Annotated in this window: 20 protein-coding genes and 1 pseudogene; 14 read left to right on the top strand and 7 right to left on the bottom strand. The window is 43.6% G+C overall.

Annotation, left to right across the window (positions count from 1 at the left end; genetic code table 11):
- Window positions 1-163 precede the first annotated feature (163 nt).
- The 4 genes from P150_RS0112100 to P150_RS0112085 all read left to right on the top strand — a co-directional run bounded on the left by P150_RS0112100 (window position 164) and on the right by P150_RS0112085 (window position 3,717).
- Window positions 164-523, top strand: a complete 360-nt coding sequence (locus P150_RS0112100) for a helix-turn-helix domain-containing protein (RefSeq protein WP_028897910.1) — start codon at window positions 164-166, stop codon at window positions 521-523.
- Window positions 486-2,525, top strand: coding sequence for a bifunctional DNA primase/helicase (locus tag P150_RS0112095; protein WP_028897909.1), 2,040 nt, complete (start codon window positions 486-488; stop codon window positions 2,523-2,525). Before P150_RS0112100 ends, P150_RS0112095 begins: the two co-directional genes overlap by 38 nt.
- A 12-nt stretch (window positions 2,526-2,537) precedes the next feature.
- Entirely contained in the window at window positions 2,538-2,816 is a 279-nt protein-coding gene (locus P150_RS0112090; protein ID WP_007483899.1) for a helix-turn-helix domain-containing protein, read from the top strand.
- Between the two features lie 379 nt (window positions 2,817-3,195).
- A complete protein-coding gene (locus P150_RS0112085; protein WP_028897908.1) occupies window positions 3,196-3,717 on the top strand; it encodes a dihydrofolate reductase family protein in 522 nt (173 codons plus the stop codon).
- A gap of 104 nt (window positions 3,718-3,821) precedes the next feature.
- Here the strand turns inward: P150_RS0112085 and P150_RS0112080 are convergent, their stop codons facing one another.
- The 7 genes and pseudogenes from P150_RS0112080 to mobA form a co-directional block, all read right to left on the bottom strand.
- Entirely contained in the window at window positions 3,822-5,903 is a 2,082-nt protein-coding gene (locus tag P150_RS0112080; protein WP_028897907.1) for a type IA DNA topoisomerase, read from the bottom strand.
- Entirely contained in the window at window positions 5,900-6,088 is a 189-nt protein-coding gene (locus P150_RS0112075; protein ID WP_028897906.1) for a hypothetical protein, read from the bottom strand. Before P150_RS0112075 ends, P150_RS0112080 begins: the two co-directional genes overlap by 4 nt.
- Complete coding sequence (locus tag P150_RS0112070) at window positions 6,085-7,605, bottom strand: DUF3945 domain-containing protein (RefSeq protein WP_028897905.1); 1,521 nt, start codon at window positions 7,603-7,605, stop codon at window positions 6,085-6,087. The genes P150_RS0112075 and P150_RS0112070 overlap by 4 nt, the downstream gene beginning before the upstream one ends.
- Before the next feature lie 184 nt (window positions 7,606-7,789).
- A complete protein-coding gene (locus P150_RS0112065; protein WP_231477606.1) occupies window positions 7,790-9,556 on the bottom strand; it encodes a hypothetical protein in 1,767 nt (588 codons plus the stop codon).
- Window positions 9,543-11,555, bottom strand: coding sequence for a conjugal transfer protein MobC (gene mobC, locus P150_RS0112060; protein ID WP_028897903.1), 2,013 nt, complete (start codon window positions 11,553-11,555; stop codon window positions 9,543-9,545). The genes P150_RS0112065 and mobC overlap by 14 nt, the downstream gene beginning before the upstream one ends.
- 19 nt (window positions 11,556-11,574) lie before the next feature.
- Window positions 11,575-12,818, bottom strand: a pseudogene (mobB, locus tag P150_RS16490) (conjugal transfer protein MobB).
- Window positions 12,803-13,240, bottom strand: a complete 438-nt coding sequence (gene mobA, locus P150_RS0112050; protein WP_005926230.1) for a conjugal transfer protein MobA — start codon at window positions 13,238-13,240, stop codon at window positions 12,803-12,805. The pseudogene mobB and the gene mobA overlap by 16 nt, the downstream one beginning before the upstream one ends.
- Window positions 13,241-13,597: 357 nt before the next feature.
- Here mobA and P150_RS17840 point away from each other — a divergent pair, with 357 nt between their 5' ends.
- The 10 genes from P150_RS17840 (at window position 13,598) to traJ (ending at window position 21,245) form a co-directional block, all read left to right on the top strand.
- Window positions 13,598-13,927: a hypothetical protein gene (locus P150_RS17840; RefSeq protein ID WP_028897901.1), complete on the top strand. Its 330-nt coding sequence runs from the start codon at window positions 13,598-13,600 to the stop codon at window positions 13,925-13,927.
- Window positions 13,924-14,685 (top strand): ParA family protein, encoded by a 762-nt coding sequence (locus tag P150_RS0112035; RefSeq protein ID WP_028897900.1) that lies wholly within the window; start codon window positions 13,924-13,926, stop codon window positions 14,683-14,685. The genes P150_RS17840 and P150_RS0112035 overlap by 4 nt, the downstream gene beginning before the upstream one ends.
- Before the next feature lie 4 nt (window positions 14,686-14,689).
- On the top strand, window positions 14,690-15,160 hold the full coding sequence (locus P150_RS0112030; RefSeq protein WP_028897899.1) for a DUF3408 domain-containing protein: 471 nt from the start codon (window positions 14,690-14,692) through the stop codon (window positions 15,158-15,160).
- Between the two features lies 1 nt (window position 15,161).
- Window positions 15,162-15,875 (top strand): hypothetical protein, encoded by a 714-nt coding sequence (locus tag P150_RS0112025; protein WP_028897898.1) that lies wholly within the window; start codon window positions 15,162-15,164, stop codon window positions 15,873-15,875.
- A gap of 164 nt (window positions 15,876-16,039) precedes the next feature.
- Complete coding sequence (locus P150_RS0112020) at window positions 16,040-16,336, top strand: DUF4134 domain-containing protein (protein WP_005926215.1); 297 nt, start codon at window positions 16,040-16,042, stop codon at window positions 16,334-16,336.
- An 11-nt stretch (window positions 16,337-16,347) separates the two neighbouring features.
- The gene (locus P150_RS0112015) at window positions 16,348-16,680 is read left to right on the top strand and encodes a DUF4133 domain-containing protein (RefSeq protein WP_008775036.1); all 333 of its coding nucleotides are present in this window, start codon (window positions 16,348-16,350) and stop codon (window positions 16,678-16,680) included.
- On the top strand, window positions 16,677-19,181 hold the full coding sequence (locus P150_RS0112010; protein ID WP_028897897.1) for a TraG family conjugative transposon ATPase: 2,505 nt from the start codon (window positions 16,677-16,679) through the stop codon (window positions 19,179-19,181). The genes P150_RS0112015 and P150_RS0112010 overlap by 4 nt, the downstream gene beginning before the upstream one ends.
- A 28-nt stretch (window positions 19,182-19,209) precedes the next feature.
- Window positions 19,210-19,566, top strand: a complete 357-nt coding sequence (locus P150_RS0112005; protein ID WP_028897896.1) for a DUF3876 domain-containing protein — start codon at window positions 19,210-19,212, stop codon at window positions 19,564-19,566.
- Between the two features lie 4 nt (window positions 19,567-19,570).
- The gene (locus P150_RS0112000; protein ID WP_005926203.1) at window positions 19,571-20,200 is read left to right on the top strand and encodes a DUF4141 domain-containing protein; all 630 of its coding nucleotides are present in this window, start codon (window positions 19,571-19,573) and stop codon (window positions 20,198-20,200) included.
- 19 nt (window positions 20,201-20,219) lie between these two features.
- Window positions 20,220-21,245: a conjugative transposon protein TraJ gene (traJ, locus tag P150_RS0111995; protein WP_028897895.1), complete on the top strand. Its 1,026-nt coding sequence runs from the start codon at window positions 20,220-20,222 to the stop codon at window positions 21,243-21,245.
- Window positions 21,246-21,255 lie beyond the last annotated feature (10 nt).

The raw sequence follows: 21,255 nt of genomic DNA, 5'->3' as shown, positions 1-21,255 counted from the left end.
TGTATCTCCTGTTTTTAAAGGTATAATTCTATCCAAAAGCCTATTATTATCCCTGTTTTCCTATATTTTACCTCAAAAAATAAATCTTCCAACTTGGAAATAGGTTGTAAGTTTAGGTTATGAAAAGCCTGCACCTTTGCATCCAAACAATTATAGTATAATTATGGATGTAATAACCGTAGAAACAAAAGCCTTTAAGGAATTGATGGCAAAGATTAATGTGATTGCCAATTATGTATTTTCTCGTCAGGATGACTGTAAGGAGAATGAAGATGATATTTGGGTGGATAGTTACGAAGTATGTACTTTCCTGAAAATAAGTGACCGTACCCTGCAACGGCTCCGCTCCAAAGGAGAAATTGCTTACTCTACCATCAGGGGACGCAATTTCTATAAAATCGGAGAGATTAAACGGTTGCTGGAAAGCCGTTTGATAAAGAGCAATGACGAATGTATGCGTAACCTGATAACCAACCACAAGCTATATGTTAAGGAAAGACGAAATCTTAGAAAGGACAAATAACGGTCTGAACGTGTTCAAACACTACATTTCTGGTACATGGCGGGTAGGTCGTAACTTCCTTAATCCGTTGTATGAAGACAGCAAAGCGTCCTGTAACATCTATTTCGACCGCCGGAGCAATACCTATAAATTGAAAGATTTCGGGAATGACAGTTATTCCGGTGACTGTTTCTTTTTCGTGGGCAGGCTCAAAGGGTTGGATTGTAACAATTCAGGTGACTTCATCAAGATTTTGCAGATTATTGACCGGGATTTGTCGTTGGGGATTTCAGAGGGTAATCCGATACCTCTACCCCAACCATTTAAAGAACAGGAAAAGCCTGTGCCTGTTCCAGTAGAATGTACTGGCAGACCGTACACATTTAAGGAGAGGAAATTTACCGCTTCCGAACTGGAATACTGGCAACAGTACGGCATAACCCCTGAAATACTGGAACAGTATAAAGTCTGTTCGGTCGTCCAGTTCCAAAGTGAAAATTCAGAGGGTAATCCGTTTTCCTATACTTCCACTAAGGAAGAACCCATTTATGGGTATAAAAGCAAACGCTTTATCAAACTGTACAGACCGTTTTCAAGAACACGTTTCCTGTATGGCGGTAACATCGGCGAGAATTATTGTTTCGGACTGGAACAACTACCCAGCAAAGGCGACACCCTGTTTATAACAGGTGGAGAAAAAGACGTCCTTTCACTGGCTGCAAAGGGATTTCATGCGATTTGTTTCAACAGTGAAACGGTAACCGTCCCGCCGAATATCATCTATAAACTTACGTTCCGGTTTAAACATATCATATTGCTTTATGATATGGATGCGACCGGAACAGAAAGCGCAAAGAAGCATGAGAAACAACTCTGTGAATACGGGGTGAAACGGTTGTTACTGCCTTTACAGGGAACTAAAACGGAAAAGGATATTTCCGATTATTTCCGGGCAGGCAACAGCCGGGAAAACTTTATCAAGCTATTTATCGACTTCTTAGATACAATCTATAATGAAACAATGACTATGCTTAAATCGTGTGAGATTGATTTTAATAATCCTCCGGCAAAAGCGCAGGAAATTATTTCGGCGGGTGACGTTCCACTGGGAACACAGGGGAACTTGTGTTGCATCACAGGCGGAGAGGGAACAGGGAAAAGTAATTATGTGGCTGCACTTGTGGCGGGTTCAATCCGCCCGGCAAATGTTCAGGTTGATACGCTGGGTATCAATGTAAGCGAAAATACCAAACATAAAGCCGTCCTGCTTTATGATACGGAACAATCGGAAGTACAACTGTTCAAGAATGTAACTAACTTGATAAAAAGGGCGAAACAAACAGACAAGCCTGATGAATTTAAGGCTTTCTGCCTTACGGGTATGTCTCGTAAAGAAAGACTTCACGCCATTGTTCAGAGCATGGATAGATATTATTACCAGTACGATGGCATTCAGTTAGTGGTGATAGACGGTATTGCTGACCTTGTGCGGTGTGCCAATGACGAAGCGGAAAGCGTGGCAATCATAGATGAATTGTATCGACTGGCAGGAATATATAAAACCTGCATCATTTGCGTGCTGCATTTTATTCCCAATGGCTTAAAGCTCCGGGGGCATTTAGGCTCGGAACTGCAACGCAAAGCGGCTGCTATCCTTTCGATAGAGAAAGACGAAGACCCGGCTATGTCTGTGGTAAAAGCCCTGAAAGTAAGGGATGGCAGCCCGCTGGATGTTCCTTTAATGCTCTTTTCGTGGGACAAAGCAGCCGGAATGCACCTTTACAGGGGTGAAAAGACCCGTGAGGAAAAAGAGAAACGCAAGGAAAAGGAATTGGTCGGGGTTGCCCGTGACGTGTTCGGCAGACAGGAACACATCACCTACATAGACTTGTGCGAACAGATACAGCAGATTTTGGACGTGAAAGAACGCACCGCAAAAAGCTATATCCGCTTCATGCGAGAAAAGGATATTATCATCAAAGACCCGTCCAACCAAAGTTATTTTATGATTGGTTCAATTTAATCAGATAGCCTTATGTATATAGACAAAGACGATTTTACCGCATGGATGGAACGTATTATGGATAGGTTCGATATGCAGGATAAGAAGATAGACCGAGTGATAAACGGACGTAATTGTTTGGACGGGGAAGAACTACTGGATAATCAGGACTTGTGCCTGCTTCTGAAAGTAGCTCCCCGAACACTGACCCGTTACCGGAAAAAGGGAATACTCCCTTTCCTTATGCTGGATGGCAGATGTTATTACCGTGCAACGGATGTACACAAGTTAATTCGGGAGAAAACCGATTAATTTTTTCTTTTCTAATGGCTTTCAATCCTGTTTTGTCGTGAGATAAGGCAGGATTTTCTTTTTCCGATTCGGGAATATCCGGGACTTTCTGTATATTTGCAACAGTTTCATATTAGACGATAATAGTTGAAGTTAAAGAACTTCACTTTTATATATAACATAACGTTCGCAGAACGTCTTGACACAGAAAACTGGTAATTTTCAAAAAAGACAAGACCCAAAGCGCAATGTTTCATGCTGTATGTGCATACGGCGTGGACTTGCCTATCTTGTCTTTTAGGTATACCAGTGCCTCTGTGTCGGGATAGCGTGGGTTCACGCTTCTTTTTTGGATGTACTGGCGAACAGTTTGCAAATATGAACTGTTAGATACCAACTTATGAAACATTTAAAAACCTGTATTGTAATCTCTCTTGATGGATTTATAGCCCGAAAAGATGGAGATTTAAACTGGATGCCCGGAAATATAAAGAAAGAGATTTCGGCAGCCTATGAAATACCCTCTGTTTTTATTGCTGGGGTGAATACTTATAATATGATTTTCAGGAATTGGGGCGGATGGCCGTATAAAAGTAAAAAGACTTTTGTAGTGTCCCATTACGACACCAATGTTACTCGTAAAGATAATATTACCTTTCTTACCGATGTGCCTTTACGGGCTATCAATGAACTTAAATCAAGTTCGGAAACGGATATTCAGGTCATTGGCGGCGGTAAGTTTATAACCTCGCTGATTGAAGCGTCCCTGCTGGACGAAATAACGCTGTATATTGTCCCTGTCATGTTGGGGGACGGTATCAAGTTCATTGGAAAGACTTTCGGGTCGAAGTGGGAACTGACCGGACATCGGGTGATAGACAATCAGGTAGTTTGCCTGACCTACCAGTATAAAGGAGAATGATTAAAAAAGCACCCGGTGTCCCTCCGGGTGCTTCAACCACAAAAATTTCAATTATAAATCTATCTATAATGAAAGTTTCTGTGGCAAATATAACGATTTCCAGCTTATTTCTTCGACTTGCTTTTCTTTTCAGGAAACACGAAAGTAACATTAAACTGTTCGTCAAAAGCGAGTGAAGCGTCAAAGACTTTACCGCTCTTGCTTTTAAAGCCTTTAATTAGCCCGGTTTTCCCGGTCGTCACCAGTTCGGTAATCTGTTTGTCCGTTAGCTGCTTGTCGCTCTTGTTGCGGAAGATGGTAACGGAACAGTCCACATTGGAACACTTGGCGACTTTCGGATAAAATAAAATACGTCCGGTCTTGCATTTCGGGCAGGTACAATCATTACCCGAAGCGAGAGAAAGCCGAACATCCAAAAGTTCAGCCGTGATTTGCCTTGTGTACACCTCAATACCTTTGCGGAATGTGTCGGGGTTCATTTCCCCGCTTTCTATTTTGGCAAGCGTATTTTCCCACATACCCGTCATTTCCACGTCCGCTATTTTCTTGTCCCGGATGATGTTGTAAACAGCAAGCCCTTTCTCGGTCGGGACAAGGTTCTTTTTCTCCCGGATGATGTACTGGCGGGAAAACAGCGTTTCGATAATGGCTGCCCGTGTTGCGGGCGTGCCGATACCCATATCTTTCATGCTTGCTTTCAGTTCTGCGTTTTCCAGTTCCTTACCCGCCGTTTCCATTGAAGAAAGCAAACTGCTTTCCGTGTGTAACGGCTTGGGCTTGGTCTGTTTCTCCAGTAGTTCAATGCCGGAAAGCGGTAAACTATCTCCGTCCTGCATGGCAGGCAAAGTGGCGTTATCTTCCCCGTCCTCTTTTTCTGCGAATACGGCACGCCATCCGGCAGATTTGGTTACAGACCCTTTGACCGTGAAAAGTGCCCCTGCACATTCCAGCGTTACACTGGTAACATCTTTGACGCATTTTTCAGAAAAGGCTTCCAACATCCGTCCGGCTATCAGTTCATAGATTGCCTGTTCGTCAGCTTCCATCTTGTCGGGCAGGTTTTCCGTTACTATCAGGGCGTGGTGGTCTGTTACCTTGCCATCATTCACAGAACGGGAATTTAAGGCTTTGCCTTTCATCCCGGCTGCATACCCGGCAAAGCGGGTGTACTGTTCCAAATTAACAAGACGTTCCGAGATTTCCTCGAACACGTCTTGTGATATGTAACGGCTTCCGGTTCGGGGGTAGCTGATTAGCTTACCCTCGTATAATTTTTGTGCGATGGATAATGTCTTGTCTGCGGAGAGATTCAGTTTCGTATTCGCTTCCTTTTGCAACGTAGTTAAATCATAGAGCAAGGGCGGTTCTTGGCTCACTTCCTTACGCTCTACGGATTTCACCCGTACCATTTCCGCTTCCTTTATCCTTTGCAGTGTGTCGATGGCGGTCTGCTGTGCATCGTGTTTTTCTACGGATAGGGCAGAAAAAGAGATATTGTCTTTTGCCGACTGTAATTTCAGTTGCCAATATTTTTGCGGGACAAAGTTCTTGTTTTCCAAAAAGCGGGTGCATATCATAGCCAATGTGGGCGACTGTACCCGTCCCAAAGAGAATATTCCTTGTCCGGCTGCCACGCTTAAAGCCTGTGTACCATTAATCCCTATCAAATAATCCGCTTCGCTGCGTGCCTGTGCCGAAAGGAAAAGGTTATCATACAGGCTACCGGCTTTCAGGTTTTGCAGTCCCTCACGGATTGCCTTGTCCGTAAGGCTGCTTATCCATAAGCGGACAAAGGGCTTGTTGCATCCGATATACTGGTAGATGTAGCGGAAGATAAGTTCCCCCTCTCTTCCTGCATCCGTAGCGACTATTATCTTGTCCGACTGGCTGAATACCTCTTTGATTACCTTTAGCTGTTTCAACGCTCCGGGGTCAGCCTTGTACCCCTTATCCGCTTTCATTTGCCGGGGGGTAAGTTGAAAACTCTCCGGGATGATGGGCAGGCTTTCCCGGCGGAAACTCTGTATGCCGTAGGCTTCCGGCATTGCCAATCCTACAAGATGGCCGAACGCCCAGGTAACGAGATACCCGTTACCTGAAAGGTAGCCATCCTGTTTTTCACTCGCTCCTAAAATGCGGGCAATGTCCCTTGCCACGCTTGGTTTTTCTCCGATTACTGCAATCATTCTAATTTCGATTTTAATTGTTCCACTTCTTTTTGTCTTAGGATTTTCCGGTCATAATAGATGTGATAGCCATCTACATAAAATTGTCGGTTCTGCTCGTCTATGGCTTTCCAGTTCGTTTTGTAACAGGCAAAGAGAAACAGGACGAAACCGATAACCGGGATAAGGATTAATACCGCTATCATCTTTTGCGTCCCCTGCTTTGTTTGGGTTTGTCCGTCTGCTCCTGCTTCTCCTTTTTATCCTGCTTGGTTTTCTGTTTTTCAGTGGGCTTGTCCTGACCCTTTTTCAAAGGTTCTTTCACTTTCTTGGTGGCTTCGTTGGTCTTGCCCTCCGAATTGACTGCTACCTGTGTGCGGTTCTTGCTTGCCGGAGTAATCTCTTTCACGGCGGAACGGTCAAAACTGGGATTGTCGCTGTAAAAGCCGAGTTTCTTCTTGTCATGGTTCACCTGAATATAAGCATCGTATTCGACCCCTCTCTTGTCTTTCAGCCCGGCAACAAAGATGGTCTTGTCATCGACTAAATCCTGCTGTTGCTGGCGTGTCAGTTCTATTCCTGAAATGCTCTTGGGGATGGTTACACCGTCACTGGTGACAAGGTTGTTCGGCTGTTCCTGTTTCTGCCGTTGCTCCTGTGACTGTTTGGCATTGGGATAGATAAATTCCAAACTTTTCTTGTCGGCATTGACCTGAACGGTTGCGGAAAAAGGATTTTTACGGTTGGAAATCATGTTTTCAAGGAATACACCCTTTCCCTCCCGTAAGGCTTGCTGCTGTTCCTTACTAAGTTTGACACCCTTTATTTCATCGGGGATTTGGACGCTGCTTGCACGTATGGAAACCAGTTCGTTTGTCACCTTATCCACGCTGACGAAAGAAGGTATCATTTCTCCCGTGATATAGTTTTTCAGGTTCACTATCCGTCCCATATTGCCCGTTTCAAGAAGATTGGCTTTATCCTCTTTGGAAAATTCATGCCCGAAGAACGGGCGTTCAAGTTCCGGCTTTTGGCGGATGCCGTGTATCGCCAAAACCACATTCCCGTCCTTATCATGTCGGAAAGACAGGCGTGCGTCCAGTTTCATAATGGCGGAATTGTAGTTTCCTACGATGGAGAACGCACCGGGTGACTTGTACCCCCTTAGCATGGGTTCTAAAGCCTTTGCCTTTTCAAGCTGTTCTTTGGAAAGCCCGAAGTTTTTCAGGGCTTCCCAGTCCACCTTGTCAGGGTCGATAACATACTTGCTTTTGTCAGGTTGCTGCGGTGCTTGTGCCGTTGCTTCCTGCTGCGGTTGCTGTTGTGTTTGGTTCGGTTGTTCATTCTTCACCCCCTGTTTCAGCGTTTCGGGTGTTACCCGGTAACGTTCTATCTCCGCTTCATTCTTGGCGGTCGGATGGTCGAAGTTGTCCCTGATTATCGGTGTAATCTTGGGAAGTTCAATCTTGGGGATTTTAAAGAAGTTGAAGCGGGTCGGGTTCTTCAACTGGTTCATCATGTTGGAAAAGAAGTTGGAAAAGAAATCGCCGTGACGGTCGAATTTCAGAAGTTCGCTGTTGTTTTCCGGCGGTACGGTTTGGAGTTCCCCGTTTTCATCCACGCCTTTCACTGCGCTGATTGTCTTTTTCTCCTTATCCAGTACAAGAAGAATATCCATCATCTGTTCGTCAGTGGTGGACTGGTTGGCTGTGTTTACATCCATAACTTTTTGAATTTTAGTGAGTAAATAAAAATTTCGGAAGTAAAAGTAAGGATGAAATAGAGTATATTTAAGGATTTGGGAACGGGTGGCTTCATTTGTCCTCGTTTGGCTTCATTAGTCTACACAGAAGTATATAAAAAAAGCAACCTCAATGAGATTGCTTTTTATTATGGCACAAAAAAAACTATTTTTTCGGTATTATATTTTTAGGGTTTTCATTTATAAACAAATCTTCTAATGTTGAAATAGTCTCTATTACATCTTTAAAAATATCATCAAGTATTTGTTGTTTAGGCTTAGTTTCTAAATTAAAAAAATCAACTATACTTTTTCGATTACTTTTATTAGAGCTTTTTCTATGAGCAACATCACGAGAGCGTAAATCCTGCAATTTCCTTAAAAAGTTAAACATATCAGGAATTGGATATTTTTGGGACAAAATAAATAGCTCAAATTTATCTATACCAGCTTTAACATCTTTCAAACTATCAAACTTCTTTCTTTTTAGAAAATCTACTACTTCTTTTTTCTCAATACAGACATTTTTTATTAATTCTTCCTGATTTAGAGAGTCTATAAATAATTTTACTAAAGATAAAATTTGCTCGTCAAAATCCTGCTCGTTATCTAAAGTAGTCAAGCAATGTAATGTTTTAAATCTATGTTCATCTTCATTTATTAGAGGTAGAAACAAATACCAACCGTATATTTCATGCCATTTCTTATTAAAAGATTTATACTTCTGCTTAAATACAAAATCAGGGCTTATGGGATTACACCAAACTCCATTAATCCATCGTTGATAAGCTGTATAACTTAAGCATCCTTTATGGGGTGGAGCTATATTAAACCCTTTCCAATAGGATTGTTCCTTATAATCTAATGTTCCTAAATCAACTAACATTACAACAACATACTCTTTACAATTATTATCAACCTTTAAACTCCATGAACCATCACAAGTAATAAGACCATCACTAACTGTGTATTTATTGGGGTTGTTATAATACTTATTTAATACATCTTTAGAAAAAAATACAGGCGTTAGTTCTAACGGTTCATTTTCTTTTTGAACGAAGTAATTTGATAGAAAATCCTTATTGCAAGTATGTAGTAATTCTTCTCCATTATCATCATATCCAATTATATAATCTAAATATTGATTATTATCACGTTCAAAAGGGTCATAGTCCGTCTTTTGTTCGTAGCGTAAAACACATTTCCCCATTATCCAACCACAAGATTTTTTTTCTTCATTAAAATACTCAAACATATTCGTATAATTATATATATAATTATCTTCCTTTATTATTTGATTATTAACAGGAATAATATTGAGTTCTGAATACGTTGAAGAACCGTAATTTTCTATATCAAAGAATATTAATAGATTAATTTTTCTTATCGCAAGATAATCCTTTACATATTTAGCTTTGATGTATAATGATATTTTAGATAGTTTTGCTACGACCTCTTCTGAACCATTATTCATAACAACATAGTTCTTTTCTTCTTCTGAAATGTATTTTTCATGCAAATTATGATACAATCTAAATTCTTCGGATAGTTCAATATAAGATGGATGTGTACCATAACCATCCCTATAAAAAACAAAAGGTTCACATTTATTGTGTCCCAATCTATCATAATTCACAATAGGCTTTTTATTTACATACCTTACAGAAACACCCGGCATTCCATCCCCTCGCGGCAAATCCCAACAATAGTTACCCAATACTTCTAATACATTTTCATCTGTTACTAATGCAGAATGTATTCCAATATCACTAACTGTTATCCATCCATTCTCTATAAACTTTTTAGATATTCTATCTTTTATATCTTGGCATAAAACATAATTTCTTTCATCCATAATTAGTAAATTTATAATTTCTCCAAAAGTACAAATAATACTATTCTTAAAGAAAGGCAAATGCTTATTCTTCAACATCTTTAATCAAATGTTGTAAATCAGGGTCGTTCTTTATCCGTTCCATTTCGTCCGTGACAATCTGTTGGACTTCCTGCTTGACCCGGTTGTAATTTGCCTGTATTTCTTCCTGCATCCGGTCGTTCCCGTTTTCGTCCCTAAAATCTATAATTTGGGGCAGTTTCTTGTAACTGGCTGTTTCCCGCTTCACTTTCTCGTTATCCACCACAATTTCAGCATGGAATATTTTCTGCTCTATCCGTTCATCGAAATTGTCGCTGACCGCACCCACAAACATACCCTGTGTGAGATTGGATATTTTACTGGGTGGTATCAGGCTATCCATCTGCGTGCTGATAGAGGTTGATTTGTCATTCCGGTTAATAGTCATGCTTTGCCGTTTTTGCAGTACCTTTCCGAAACGGTCTGAAAGCGTTTTTGCCGTTTCAGAAACCACCTGACCGGAAAAGATATTACCCACTGTATTTTCAATTACTTTGCTTTCCTTGTCCCCATAATCCCGGCGTAACTGGCTGAAATCCTGAAAGCCCAAACAGACCGCAACCTTGTTGCTTCGTGCCGTTGCTATCAGGTTATCCAGTCCCCGAAGATATACTGTCGGCAACTCGTCAATTATCACGGAACTTTTGAGTTGGTGCTTCTTGTTTATCAGTTTCACGATACGGGAATTATACAGTCCCAAAGCACAGGAATAGATATTTTGGCGGTCGGGATTGTTGCCTACTACCAATATCTTAGGTTCTTTCGGGTTGTTTATATCCAGTGAAAAATCATCACCTGTCATTACCCAATATAGGGCGGGTGAAATCATCCTTGAAAGCGGGATTTTAGCACTTGCAAGCTGCCCCTGCAACTGGTCTTGCGCATTCGATTCCCATGCGTCCATGAACGGCGAAAGGTAGTTTTCCAGTTCGGGATAACTGGTTAAAATTGTGAACGTATCGGCATATTTCTTGTTCAGAAATTCAATGGCGTGCGGAAATGTACAATACTTGCCACCCTGATAGATTTTCAAAAACCATATTATAGAAGCGAGCAGGATAATCGGGCTTTCCACAAAGAAATCTCCCTGCTTGGTTATCCAACTGCGGTTCAAATTTAACATGATTGTATAACTGGCTTCGTATGCGTCTGATATGTCCGTCATAAACGCCGGATTTATCGGGTTGCATCGGTGGCTTTTACGTGGGTCGTCAAAGTTAATCATGTAGAATTTAGGCTTCACCTTATACCCGTCTAAATGGCTGATTAAGTGATTGTAAGCTATCTCCGAAAGGTCAGGAAATTTGTAGTCATAAATATAAACAGCAAAGCCTTTTTCGATTTGCTGTTTTATGTAATTATTGACTATCGCATACGATTTTCCCGAACCGGGTGTGCCTAAAACCATGCTTGCCCTGAACGGGTTTACAACGTTTATCCATCCGTCATTCCATTTCTTTTTGTAGTAGAACCGTGTCGGCAGGTTGATGGAATACTCGTTTTCTATCAAGCGTGTTTCCTGTGCAAAACTTTCATTCTCGGTATTAAACACGTCATCCATCAGGTTATTTTTCAACAGGCGGGAAATCCATACTCCGGCAGCCAACAGGGAAAGATACCCGGCTGTCATGGTAAAGATATACAATGCCGTGTTTGCCGCCAGTGGCAACGGCATAACCAACAGCCACCAATTCAGGAAAAACAGGATAAAACCGATTGTCAGGAACACATAAATCTTATTCCATGTGATTTTTTCCTCTTTCACTCCTTTTGTACCCAAACAGGAAAGCGCAAGGAACACCACCGAAAAAAGTTTGGTGTACAGGATATTGGAGAACAGCCCGGCGGTACGCTGGAAGTTCAGCAGGATTTTATCGACTACCCCGATATTGATACCCCACTCCCGGAACGACTGGTAACAAAACCAGTAAATGTTTATCACTACAAATAAAATACTGATTGCCCGCATAAAGTCCATGACTTTTGCCAGTCCTCTTAAATCATCTTCGTTCTGCATAATTGAATTTTTAGGATTACTAAATACGTTTTTGTTTCTTCTTCTTTTTCTTCTTGGGTGACGGAACTTGGCTGTTATCGGGCGGTGTATCATTCCCACCGGATAACAAACCGAACAGTCCGGCAACGGTTTTACCCGTCCCCTCTGAAAGATGCCCGGTCGGGTTATTCCCTTGCGTGTGTTCCTGCATTTCCGCTTTGCTGTTTCCCGTAGTAAGAGTGCGGGAGCCAGTAAACAGGTCGTTGAACACATTGGCGGAAAAGTCTTTTCCCAACCGTGAACCGTTCAGGACGGTACGGCTTTCATGGTCGATGAATGTTACACCGTATATCCTGCCTGTATCGTTCTGCCGGAAAAGTACATCTATACCTTTCTTTTTCAGTTCTTGTTCCAGTTCCTTACGATTACGGGCGGATTTCATCACTGCGCCGACTGCCGGCGGGTGCGCTCTTTCAGGTTTTTGTCTTGAATGTCCTTTGCGGATTTCTTGATGTGTCGTTGGATGGCTTCGTAACCTACCGACTTTCCCAAAGAGGAAGATTTTAACGGGTTTCCCTGCTTTTCTCCTTTGTCATTGGTTACCGAATAGACAATACCGTTATAAGGTTTACCGTTCACTTCCCCTTTCACTTCTTCCACCTGTACATTATATATAGATAGCAGGGCTTTGTACTCCGTGAAACTTTGGAAACGGTAACTGCCGACAAGGGCTTTCACCGTATTGGATAACTGGTGCTTTACGTCCCCTGCCCGGTAGTCCACCTTTTTAAGTTCGGGGCGTTCGGTTGCCTGTTTCTTCTCTGCCGGATGTAGCCCGTACTTCTGTTCCAGTTCACGGGTGATTTGTTTGCTGCGGATATGCTCGAACTTGTCATTTATCTTTTTGCCCGTATCATCTACCCGGATGGAAACGATATGTATATGGTGTCTTGCTATATCTTCGTGCTTGTAAACCATATACGGTTGATTGCCATACCCCAGTTTATCCATATACTCTTTGGCAATATCCGCAAGCTGGCTGTCGGAAAGCACATCGTCCGGGTGCGGGTTCAGGGAGATATGGATAATCGGTTTTTCCGTTTTCAAGTCTGCGGGCAGGTGCATATCGAAACATTCCATACATCGCCGGATGCTGAAATTCCCATCCTCGCTCTCGAACATCCGGTTGCTTAAAAGTACCTTTCCCTGCTCTTCATCGACCTTGTTTTGGTTGTAGGAAAGCGCACCGAACAGGGAACTGCCTACACTTATCTTTGCAACCATCTTGTTTCAAACTCACGGGTCAGTTCAATAATTTGGCGGTTCAGGTCGGCAAGTTCCATCGTTGCCTTTTCCAGTTTATAGAGAAACGCGAGTGCTTTCTTCTCTGAAAAATTGGTATTGAGAGCCTTTACCACCTGATTGTAATTCACGGCGATACCCCTGTATTGGGAATATAAAGCGGTCAGCCGGGTATAATATTCTACTGCCGCCTTGTCTATTTTAATCACTTTGAACGGTTCGCCGAAGATGCGGGCGGTGATAAAATGCGCTTTCGTGCGCATTCCGGACTGGTCGAACAATGCCAAAAAGCGGGCGTGGTCTATCGCATTGAAGCTGATAGAGTACCTGAACACTGCCGGGTCTGCTTTGGGCTTTCGTCCTGCGCCACCCGGACGGGGCGCATTTTCATTTTTCTGTTTCATGCTACATTTTTTTAAGGGTTACGACTTCGGAGTGACCCTATCCCGGCTTCGTCCGGGCAAGGCGTTCAAAGCTGCTGAAAGAATTTTAAGCAGCGCAGAACACACCTTGCTATTTGCCAGTGCAAATAAAAATCCGCCTACGGACGGATTGGAGTTAGCGGATATTGGAACGCTCCCGACACCGGGGGCTTGGTTAACCTGACCGATACCTTTCGGTTGCAAAGTAACGGGTATTAAAAATGCTGTGAAATAGTGGGTTATAGGACAAATGAGGACAAACAGGGACATTTGAGGACACCTTTCAAAAGGGACTACTTTTCTGTGTTTATTTGTCCCGAATTTAAGAAAGAAAGCAATATGGACGGATGGAAATACGTAACGGAAAACGGACGGAAAGAAAGCGGTTTTGTAATCTTGAAAACAAGATTTCAAGATTGCAATCTTTCAAGAAAGCAGGAAAGAAAACCGGATGGAATGATTGAAAGAAAACAGTCATTCAATCGGGAAAGCAAACTTTCTGCAAAGAAAGCAAGCTGTCTTTGTAGAAAGGTAGCAAGAAACAAGGAAAGAAAAAAAGAAGTCATTTTCTCTTTCGGAGTTTCAACATGGAACGAAAGAAAACCATCCGTCAATCTGTACGGATGGAATGAAATAAAGATGTATCACAAAAAAGAATTATTACAATGAAGAAAGAAACCTTGTATGTAGCTTTCTCCACCCAAAAGGGTGGGGTCGGCAAAACAACGTTCACCGTCTTGGTGGCAAGTTACCTGTATTATCTCAAAGGGTATAACGTGGCAGTCGTGGATTGCGATTACCCGCAACATTCCATTTCCGCCATGCGCAAACGGGATGCCGAACAGGTGAACAGTGATGAGTATTACAAACGGCTTGCTTTCAGCCAGTTCAAAGCACTGGGAAAGAAAGCGTACCCTGTCCTTTGCAGTTCACCGGACGAAGCGATAAAAACGGCGGATGAATATCTTGCGTCTGCCGGGATGGACTATGATGTGGTCTTTTTCGACCTGCCCGGAACGGTAAATAGCGAGGGTGTTATCAACTCCCTTTCAGGGGTGGATTATATTTTCACCCCCATAGCCGCCGACCGGGTGGTATTGGAAAGCAGCCTTTCGTTTGCAGTGGCTATCCATAAACTGCTGGTAAAGAATGAAGCGTGCCGACTGAAAGGGCTGCACCTATTTTGGAACATGGTAGATGGACGGGAAAAAACAGACCTCTACACCCTGTATGAACAGACTATCGGGGAATTGGAACTACCCCTTATGAAGGTATTTATCCCGGACACGAAACGATTCAAAAAGGAACTGGACGCACAGCGTAAAACCGTGTTCCGTTCTACACTGTTCCCGGCGGACAAACGGCTGGTAAAGGGCAGCAACATGGAAGAACTGATAACCGAAATCGCATACCTTATAAAACTGTAACGATATGGCAAAGCAAAGCGGCGGGAAACCGCAAATTGACGAGGATTTTATGAAAGAGATTATTTCACAGGGCTTGCCCGTGAAGAAACAGGAAACGCCATCGGTGACGGTGAAAACGGAAATAGAAACACCGGATAAACCGGATGATAAAACGGGTGCAGTGGAAACGGCAGATAAACCGGAAATCAAGGCAGAGCCAAAGGAAGAAAAGGCAGTGAAAGAACCTGCACGCCGGAAAAAGAACACTCCGGGCGATTACCGGGAAAGCTATTTCATGCGGGTGGACTTGACCGACCGCCAGCCGTTGTACGTCAGCCGTACCACCCACGAAAAGTTAATGAAAATAGTAACCGTTATCGGCGGGCGCAAGGCAACCGTGAGCAGCTATGTAGAAAATATCCTGCTCCGGCATTTCGACCAGTTTCAGGACGAGATAAACGAACTGTACGAAAGCAAATTTGAAAAGCCGTTCTGATATGTTGAAATGGTTTATTATCGGAACGCTCCTGTATTACGCCGTTCTCTTATGGCGATACCGGGATAGCTTGGGAACATGGTTCACGGATAGGAAAAAGCAGCCGGAACAACCGGAAAGCAAAACGACTGTGAAAACCGGAAACGGTGATTGTCTTGTAGGTGCAAGCCGTTACCGGATGGGACAAATGAGGACAAGCGAGGACATCTTAGGACACCTTTCAAAAGGGGTTGATAATGCTTCTATATTTGTCCCGCAAAGCGAGGAAACGGTAACGAAAACGCTTGATAACGAGCTGGCAGATGAAAAAAAAGCCGATACCTCGCAAGCGATTGAAACCGAGTTTGAGATGGAGTTTGAAACAGAAGATGCGGAAGAAACGGACGTTTCGCCAGATGAAATTGAAGCGGAAGAAATCGCCTGTTACATGGGTGACGGTGAGCCGGAAATGGCGCAAGGTATCACGCTGGGGGAACTGGGTCAAATGGTACAGGTCATTCAGGTTAAGCAAGCGTCTGACACGGAAGAACGGCAAGCCGTTCAGACCATCTGCCGGACGGAAACAAACCTCTTTCATTCGCTGGTGGAACAGATTAACGGGGGCAGGTCACGGGTGGCGGAACTTTTACAAAAGCATGAGATACCCGTGCCTGCCATCGTCCCGGCTGCCGGAAGTAATGAAATGGCAGACTTTGACATGAACGATTTTCTTTAATGGTAAACTTTAAATAAGTAAGATGATGAAACAAAGAGATTACGGTTAAACAGACCTTTTAGAACATGGGGAACACTCCCCACAACCACAAAAATTCAATTATTAATCACTCCGCCGGGCGGACTATCCAACCGTCCGGCAATTTAAAAATCAATATATTTATAATGAAAAAGAAAGTTCTTTTTTCGGCAGCCGTTCTTTTGGCTGCATCCTCCGCCTTTGCACAGGGTAACGGCATGGCGGGTATTACCGAAGCTACCAATATGGTAACCAGTTATTTCGACCCGGCGACAAAGTTAATTTACGCTATCGGTGCGGTGGTCGGCTTGATTGGCGGTGTGAAAGTGTATGGAAAGTTCAGCAGTGGCGACCCTGACACCAGTAAAACGGCGGCTTCGTGGTTCGGTGCATGTATCTTCCTGATTGTGGCTGCCACCATCCTACGTTCATTCTTCCTCTAAAGAAATGAGCTATGGCAGACTATCCGATTAATAGGGGAATAGGTAAGCCAGTTGAATTTAAAGGGTTGAAAAGTCAATATCTTTTCATTTTTGCGGGCGGGCTGTTAGCCCTGTTCGTGCTTTTCATCATTATGTACATGGTGGGTATCAACCAGTGGGTGTGCATCATCTTCGGCGTTACTTCGGCAACGCTGCTGGTATGGCTCACATTCCGGTTAAACGAAAAGTACGGGACACACGGGTTGATGAAATTGTCCGCACGCAAAAGCCACCCTTTCCATATTATCAACCGAAAAGCCATATCCCGATTATTCACTAAAAATCAGAAACAAGCATCGAAATGAGAAATATATTAAAAGCTACCACGCTGGAAAACAAGTTTCCACTGTTCACGGTGGAAAACGGGTGCATCGTTTCCAAAGATGCCGACATAACGGTGGCGTTCCGGGTAGAACTGCCCGAACTGTTCACCGTCACGGCAGCCGAATACGAAGCGATACATTCCGCTTGGAACAAGGCGGTAAAGGTGCTGCCCGATTATAGCATCGTACACAAACAGGACTGGTTCATCAAAGAGAACTATGCACCTGACATCCAAAAGGATGATTTGAGTTTCCTTTCCCGTTCCTTTGAACGCCATTTCAATGAACGACCGTTCCTGAACCATACCTGCTATTTGTTCCTGACGAAAACGACAAAGGAACGCAGCCGGATGCAGAGCAATTTTTCCACTCTTTGCCGGGGTTTCCTTGTACCCAAAGAGATTAGGGACAGGGAAACGGTTACAAAGTTCCTCGAAGCGGTGGGACAGTTTGAAAGCATTATGAACGATAGCGGTTTCATCACCCTTACCCGTCTGACTTCGGACGAGATAACCGGGACAAAGGAAACGGCGGGTATCGTGGAAAAATACTTTTCACTCTCACAGACCGACACCACCACACTGAAAGATATTTCACTGGGTGCTGACGAAATGAAGATTGGCGATGATATTCTTTGCCTGCATACCCTTTCGGATGCGGAAGATATGCCGGGAAAAGTAGGCACAGATACCCGTTATGAAAAGCTATCCACTGACCGGAGCGATTGCCGTTTGTCATTTGCTTCCCCGGTGGGTGTGCTGCTCTCCTGTAACCATATTTATAACCAGTATATCTTCATTGACGACCATACGGAGAACTTGAAACAGTTTGAAAAGATGGCTCGCAATATGCACTCCCTTTCCAAATACAGTCGTGCCAATCAGATAAACAAGGCTTGGATAGAGGAATATTTGAACGAAGCCCATTCACAGGGGCTTATTTCCGTGCGATGCCATTGCAATATCATGGCTTGGAGTGACGACCGGGACGAATTAAAGCACATTAAAAATGATGTGGGGTCACAGCTCGCACTTATGGAATGCAAGCCACGCCATAACACCACCGACACGCCTACCCTGTTTTGGGCGGGAATACCCGGCAATCAGGCGGACTTTCCGGCGGAAGAAAGTTTCTATACATTCATCGAACAGGCTCTTTGTCTGTTCACCGAAGAAACGAACTACAAAAGTTCACTTTCTCCCTTTGGTATCAAGATGGTGGATAGGGTCACAGGAAAGCCGTTGCACATTGATATTTCAGATTTACCCATGAAGCGGGGTATTATTACCAATCGTAACAAGTTCATACTTGGGCCGAGTGGTAGCGGCAAGTCATTCTTTACCAATCACATGGTACGCCAGTATTATGAACAAAATGCACACGTGCTGCTGGTTGATACCGGAAACAGTTACTTAGGTTTGTGTGAAATGATAAATAGGAAAACGCACGGGGAAGATGGGATTTACTTTACCTATACCACAGAAAACCCGATAGCGTTCAATCCTTTCTATGTGGAAGATGGGGGATTTGACATTGAGAAGAAAGAGAGTATCAAAACGCTTATCCTGACCCTGTGGAAAAGGGACGATGAAGCACCTACACGGGCGGAAGAAGTGGCTTTGTCGAACGCTGTTAGTTCCTATATCGGACTGATTACCAAAGACTGTTCCGTTACTCCCTGCTTCAATACGTTCTACGAGTATGTGAGGAATGACTACCGGGCGCACCTGCAAGAAAAGAACGTCCGGGAAAAGGATTTTGATATAGATAACTTCCTGAATGTATTAGAGCCTTACTATAAAGGCGGCGAATACGATTACCTGTTGAACTCCGACAAAGAGCTTGATTTACTACATAAACGCTTCATTGTCTTTGAGTTGGATAATATCAAAGACCACAAAATCCTGTTCCCGATTACTACGATTATCATCATGGAAGTATTTATTTCCAAAATGCGTAAACTAAAGGGTATCAGGAAATTAATATTGATAGAAGAAGCGTGGAAAGCGATTGCATCGGCGAATATGGCGGATTACATAAAATACCTTTACAAAACGGTTAGAAAGTATTTCGGCGAAGCGATTGTTGTTACCCAAGAGGTCGAAGATATTATTTCCTCACCCATTGTAAAAGAGAGTATTATAAACAATTCTGATTGTAAGATACTGCTCGACCAACGGAAGTACCTTAATAAATTCGATAGCATACAGAACCTTTTGGGACTGACCGACAAGGAACGTTCACAGGTGCTTTCCATCAACCTTGCCAACCATCCCAACCGGAAATATAAGGAAGTTTGGATAGGCTTGGGCGGTACACAATCCGCCGTATATGCCACAGAAGTGAGTTTGGAAGAATATTACACGTTCACAACGGAAGAAACGGAAAAGATGGAACTTTTCGCCTTGTCTGAAAAGTTGGGCGGCAACCTCGAACTGGCTATCAAACGGCTTGCCGAAAGCAAGCGCAATCCTGAAAAATAATCAATCAACAATTTAAAAATCAATCAGTATGAAACATTTAAAATTTTTGTTTCCGGTGCTGCTATGCACCTTGTTACTGGGGTTTTCTTCCTGTAAGGAAACGAACGCCGACCGTCTTAGGGCGATGCGTGGCGACTGGAAAAGTGTAAAAAATCGTCCGGCATTTACCCTTTTTGAAGAAAACGGGCATTACCGGGTAACGACCTATCGAAAGACCTACCGGGGGACTGTCCAAACGGAAACCTATCAGATTTCAGAACAGGACGGAAACCTGTTCATCGAAACGGGGCTTTCCGTCTTGCTGACCTACGACAAAGAGAACGACCGGATTCTACTTTCACCCGGTGGAGAATACAAACGGAGTAAACAACCAATAAAGAAATAAGCGTATGAGAACAAAGATTATAATGCTGCTCGTAGTATGCAGCCTGTTTGCTGGAAAGGTAAGTGCACAGTGGGTGGTGAGTGACCCCGGTAATTTGGCGCAAGGGATTATCAATGCATCAAAGAACATCGTACAGACATCATCCACCGCACAGAACATGATAAAGAATTTTCAGGAAACGGTAAAGATTTATCAACAAGGTAAAGAATATTACGATGCCTTAAAATCAGTGCATAACCTTGTCAAAGATGCCCGGAAAGTACAAAAGTCCATCCTGCTTATCGGGGAGATTTCCGATATATACGTGAACAGTTTTCAGAAGATGCTTTCGGATGAAAACTATACACCGGACGAACTTTCGGCGATTGCTTACGGCTATACCCAACTGTTGCAGGAAAGTTCCGATGTACTGGAAGAAATGAAAAGCGTGGTGAACATCAACGGGCTTTCCATGTCGGACAAGGAACGGATGGACGTAATCGACCGGACGTATAACGCCATCAGGAACTATCGGGACTTGGTGAGTTATTATACCCGGAAGAATATTTCCGTTTCCTACCTGCGGGCGAAAAAGAAAAAGGACACCGACCGGGTAATGGCTCTTTACGGCTCGGCGGATGAACGTTACTGGTAACCTCTAAAAACAGACAAGTATGTTATTAGCAATCGAATTTGATAACCTGCATCAGATTTTACGAAGTCTGTACACGGACATGATGCCGTTATGCGGGAACATGGCGGGGGTAGCCAAAGGAATAGCGGGACTGGGCGCATTGTTCTATGTGGCTGCCAAAGTATGGCAGTCGCTCGCCAGTGCCGAACCGATAGACGTTTACCCTTTGCTCCGTCCTTTTGTGATTGGCTTCTGTATTATGTTCTTTCCCACATTCGTACTGGGTACGATTAACAGCGTGATGTCACCCGTAGTCAAGGGGTGTAACAATATGCTCGAAACGCAAACTTTCGATATGAACGCTTACCGGGAACAAAAGGACAAGCTGGAATATGAAGCGATGGTACGCAATCCGGAAACGGCTTATCTTGTTTCGGATGAAGCGTTTGACAAGCAGATAGATGAACTGGGGTGGTCTGCCAAAGACATAGCCACGATGGGCGGCATGTATATGGATAGGGCGGCACATAATATCAAGCAATCCGTCCGGGACTGGTTCAGGGAACTTTTGGAACTGCTCTTTCAGGCGGCAGCCCTTGTGATAGACACTATCCGAACCTTTTTCTTGATTGTCCTTGCCATACTGGGTCCGATAGCCTTTGCCATCAGCGTGTATGATGGCTTTCAGGCGACACTGACCCAATGGATAACAAGGTACATTTCCGTTTACCTGTGGTTGCCCGTTTCCGACCTGTTCAGTTCCATTCTTGCCCGAATACAGGTGCTTATGCTGCAAAAGGATATTCAAGAGCTATCAGACCCCAATTTCATACCGGACAGCAGCAATAGCGTGTACATAATTTTTATGATAATCGGCATTGTCGGTTACTTCACCATCCCCACCGTATCGAACTGGATTATTCAGGCGGGCGGAATGGGTAACATGAGCCGGAATATAAACAGTGCGGCTAACAAAGCGGGTAGCGGTGTCGGTGCGGTAGCCGGGGCAGCAACCGGAAACGCTGGCGGCAGGGTTGGCGGTAAACTAATCAAAGGTAATCAATAATTAAAAATCA

Source organism: Prevotella sp. HUN102, from assembly GCF_000688375.1.
Classification (GTDB): domain Bacteria; phylum Bacteroidota; class Bacteroidia; order Bacteroidales; family Bacteroidaceae; genus Prevotella.
Note: the sequence above shows the minus strand (reverse complement) of the source record. Positions and strands in the feature narration are given on the sequence as shown.

Bases quoted from the DNA above. Each gene is read 5' to 3' on its own strand.
- P150_RS0112100 (WP_028897910.1), top strand. From the start codon at position 164: ATGGATGTAATAACCGTAGAAACAAAAGCCTTTAAGGAATTGATGGCA.
- P150_RS0112095 (WP_028897909.1), top strand. From the start codon at position 486: ATGTTAAGGAAAGACGAAATCTTAGAAAGGACAAATAACGGTCTGAAC.
- P150_RS0112090 (WP_007483899.1), top strand. From the start codon at position 2,538: ATGTATATAGACAAAGACGATTTTACCGCATGGATGGAACGTATTATG.
- P150_RS0112085 (WP_028897908.1), top strand. From the start codon at position 3,196: ATGAAACATTTAAAAACCTGTATTGTAATCTCTCTTGATGGATTTATA.
- P150_RS0112080 (WP_028897907.1), bottom strand. From the start codon at position 5,903: ATGATTGCAGTAATCGGAGAAAAACCAAGCGTGGCAAGGGACATTGCC.
- P150_RS0112075 (WP_028897906.1), bottom strand. From the start codon at position 6,088: ATGATAGCGGTATTAATCCTTATCCCGGTTATCGGTTTCGTCCTGTTT.
- P150_RS0112070 (WP_028897905.1), bottom strand. From the start codon at position 7,605: ATGGATGTAAACACAGCCAACCAGTCCACCACTGACGAACAGATGATG.
- P150_RS0112065 (WP_231477606.1), bottom strand. From the start codon at position 9,556: ATGTTGAAGAATAAGCATTTGCCTTTCTTTAAGAATAGTATTATTTGT.
- mobC (WP_028897903.1), bottom strand. From the start codon at position 11,555: ATGCAGAACGAAGATGATTTAAGAGGACTGGCAAAAGTCATGGACTTT.
- mobA (WP_005926230.1), bottom strand. From the start codon at position 13,240: ATGAAACAGAAAAATGAAAATGCGCCCCGTCCGGGTGGCGCAGGACGA.
- P150_RS17840 (WP_028897901.1), top strand. From the start codon at position 13,598: ATGGACGGATGGAAATACGTAACGGAAAACGGACGGAAAGAAAGCGGT.
- P150_RS0112035 (WP_028897900.1), top strand. From the start codon at position 13,924: ATGAAGAAAGAAACCTTGTATGTAGCTTTCTCCACCCAAAAGGGTGGG.
- P150_RS0112030 (WP_028897899.1), top strand. From the start codon at position 14,690: ATGGCAAAGCAAAGCGGCGGGAAACCGCAAATTGACGAGGATTTTATG.
- P150_RS0112025 (WP_028897898.1), top strand. From the start codon at position 15,162: ATGTTGAAATGGTTTATTATCGGAACGCTCCTGTATTACGCCGTTCTC.
- P150_RS0112020 (WP_005926215.1), top strand. From the start codon at position 16,040: ATGAAAAAGAAAGTTCTTTTTTCGGCAGCCGTTCTTTTGGCTGCATCC.
- P150_RS0112015 (WP_008775036.1), top strand. From the start codon at position 16,348: ATGGCAGACTATCCGATTAATAGGGGAATAGGTAAGCCAGTTGAATTT.
- P150_RS0112010 (WP_028897897.1), top strand. From the start codon at position 16,677: ATGAGAAATATATTAAAAGCTACCACGCTGGAAAACAAGTTTCCACTG.
- P150_RS0112005 (WP_028897896.1), top strand. From the start codon at position 19,210: ATGAAACATTTAAAATTTTTGTTTCCGGTGCTGCTATGCACCTTGTTA.
- P150_RS0112000 (WP_005926203.1), top strand. From the start codon at position 19,571: ATGAGAACAAAGATTATAATGCTGCTCGTAGTATGCAGCCTGTTTGCT.
- traJ (WP_028897895.1), top strand. From the start codon at position 20,220: ATGTTATTAGCAATCGAATTTGATAACCTGCATCAGATTTTACGAAGT.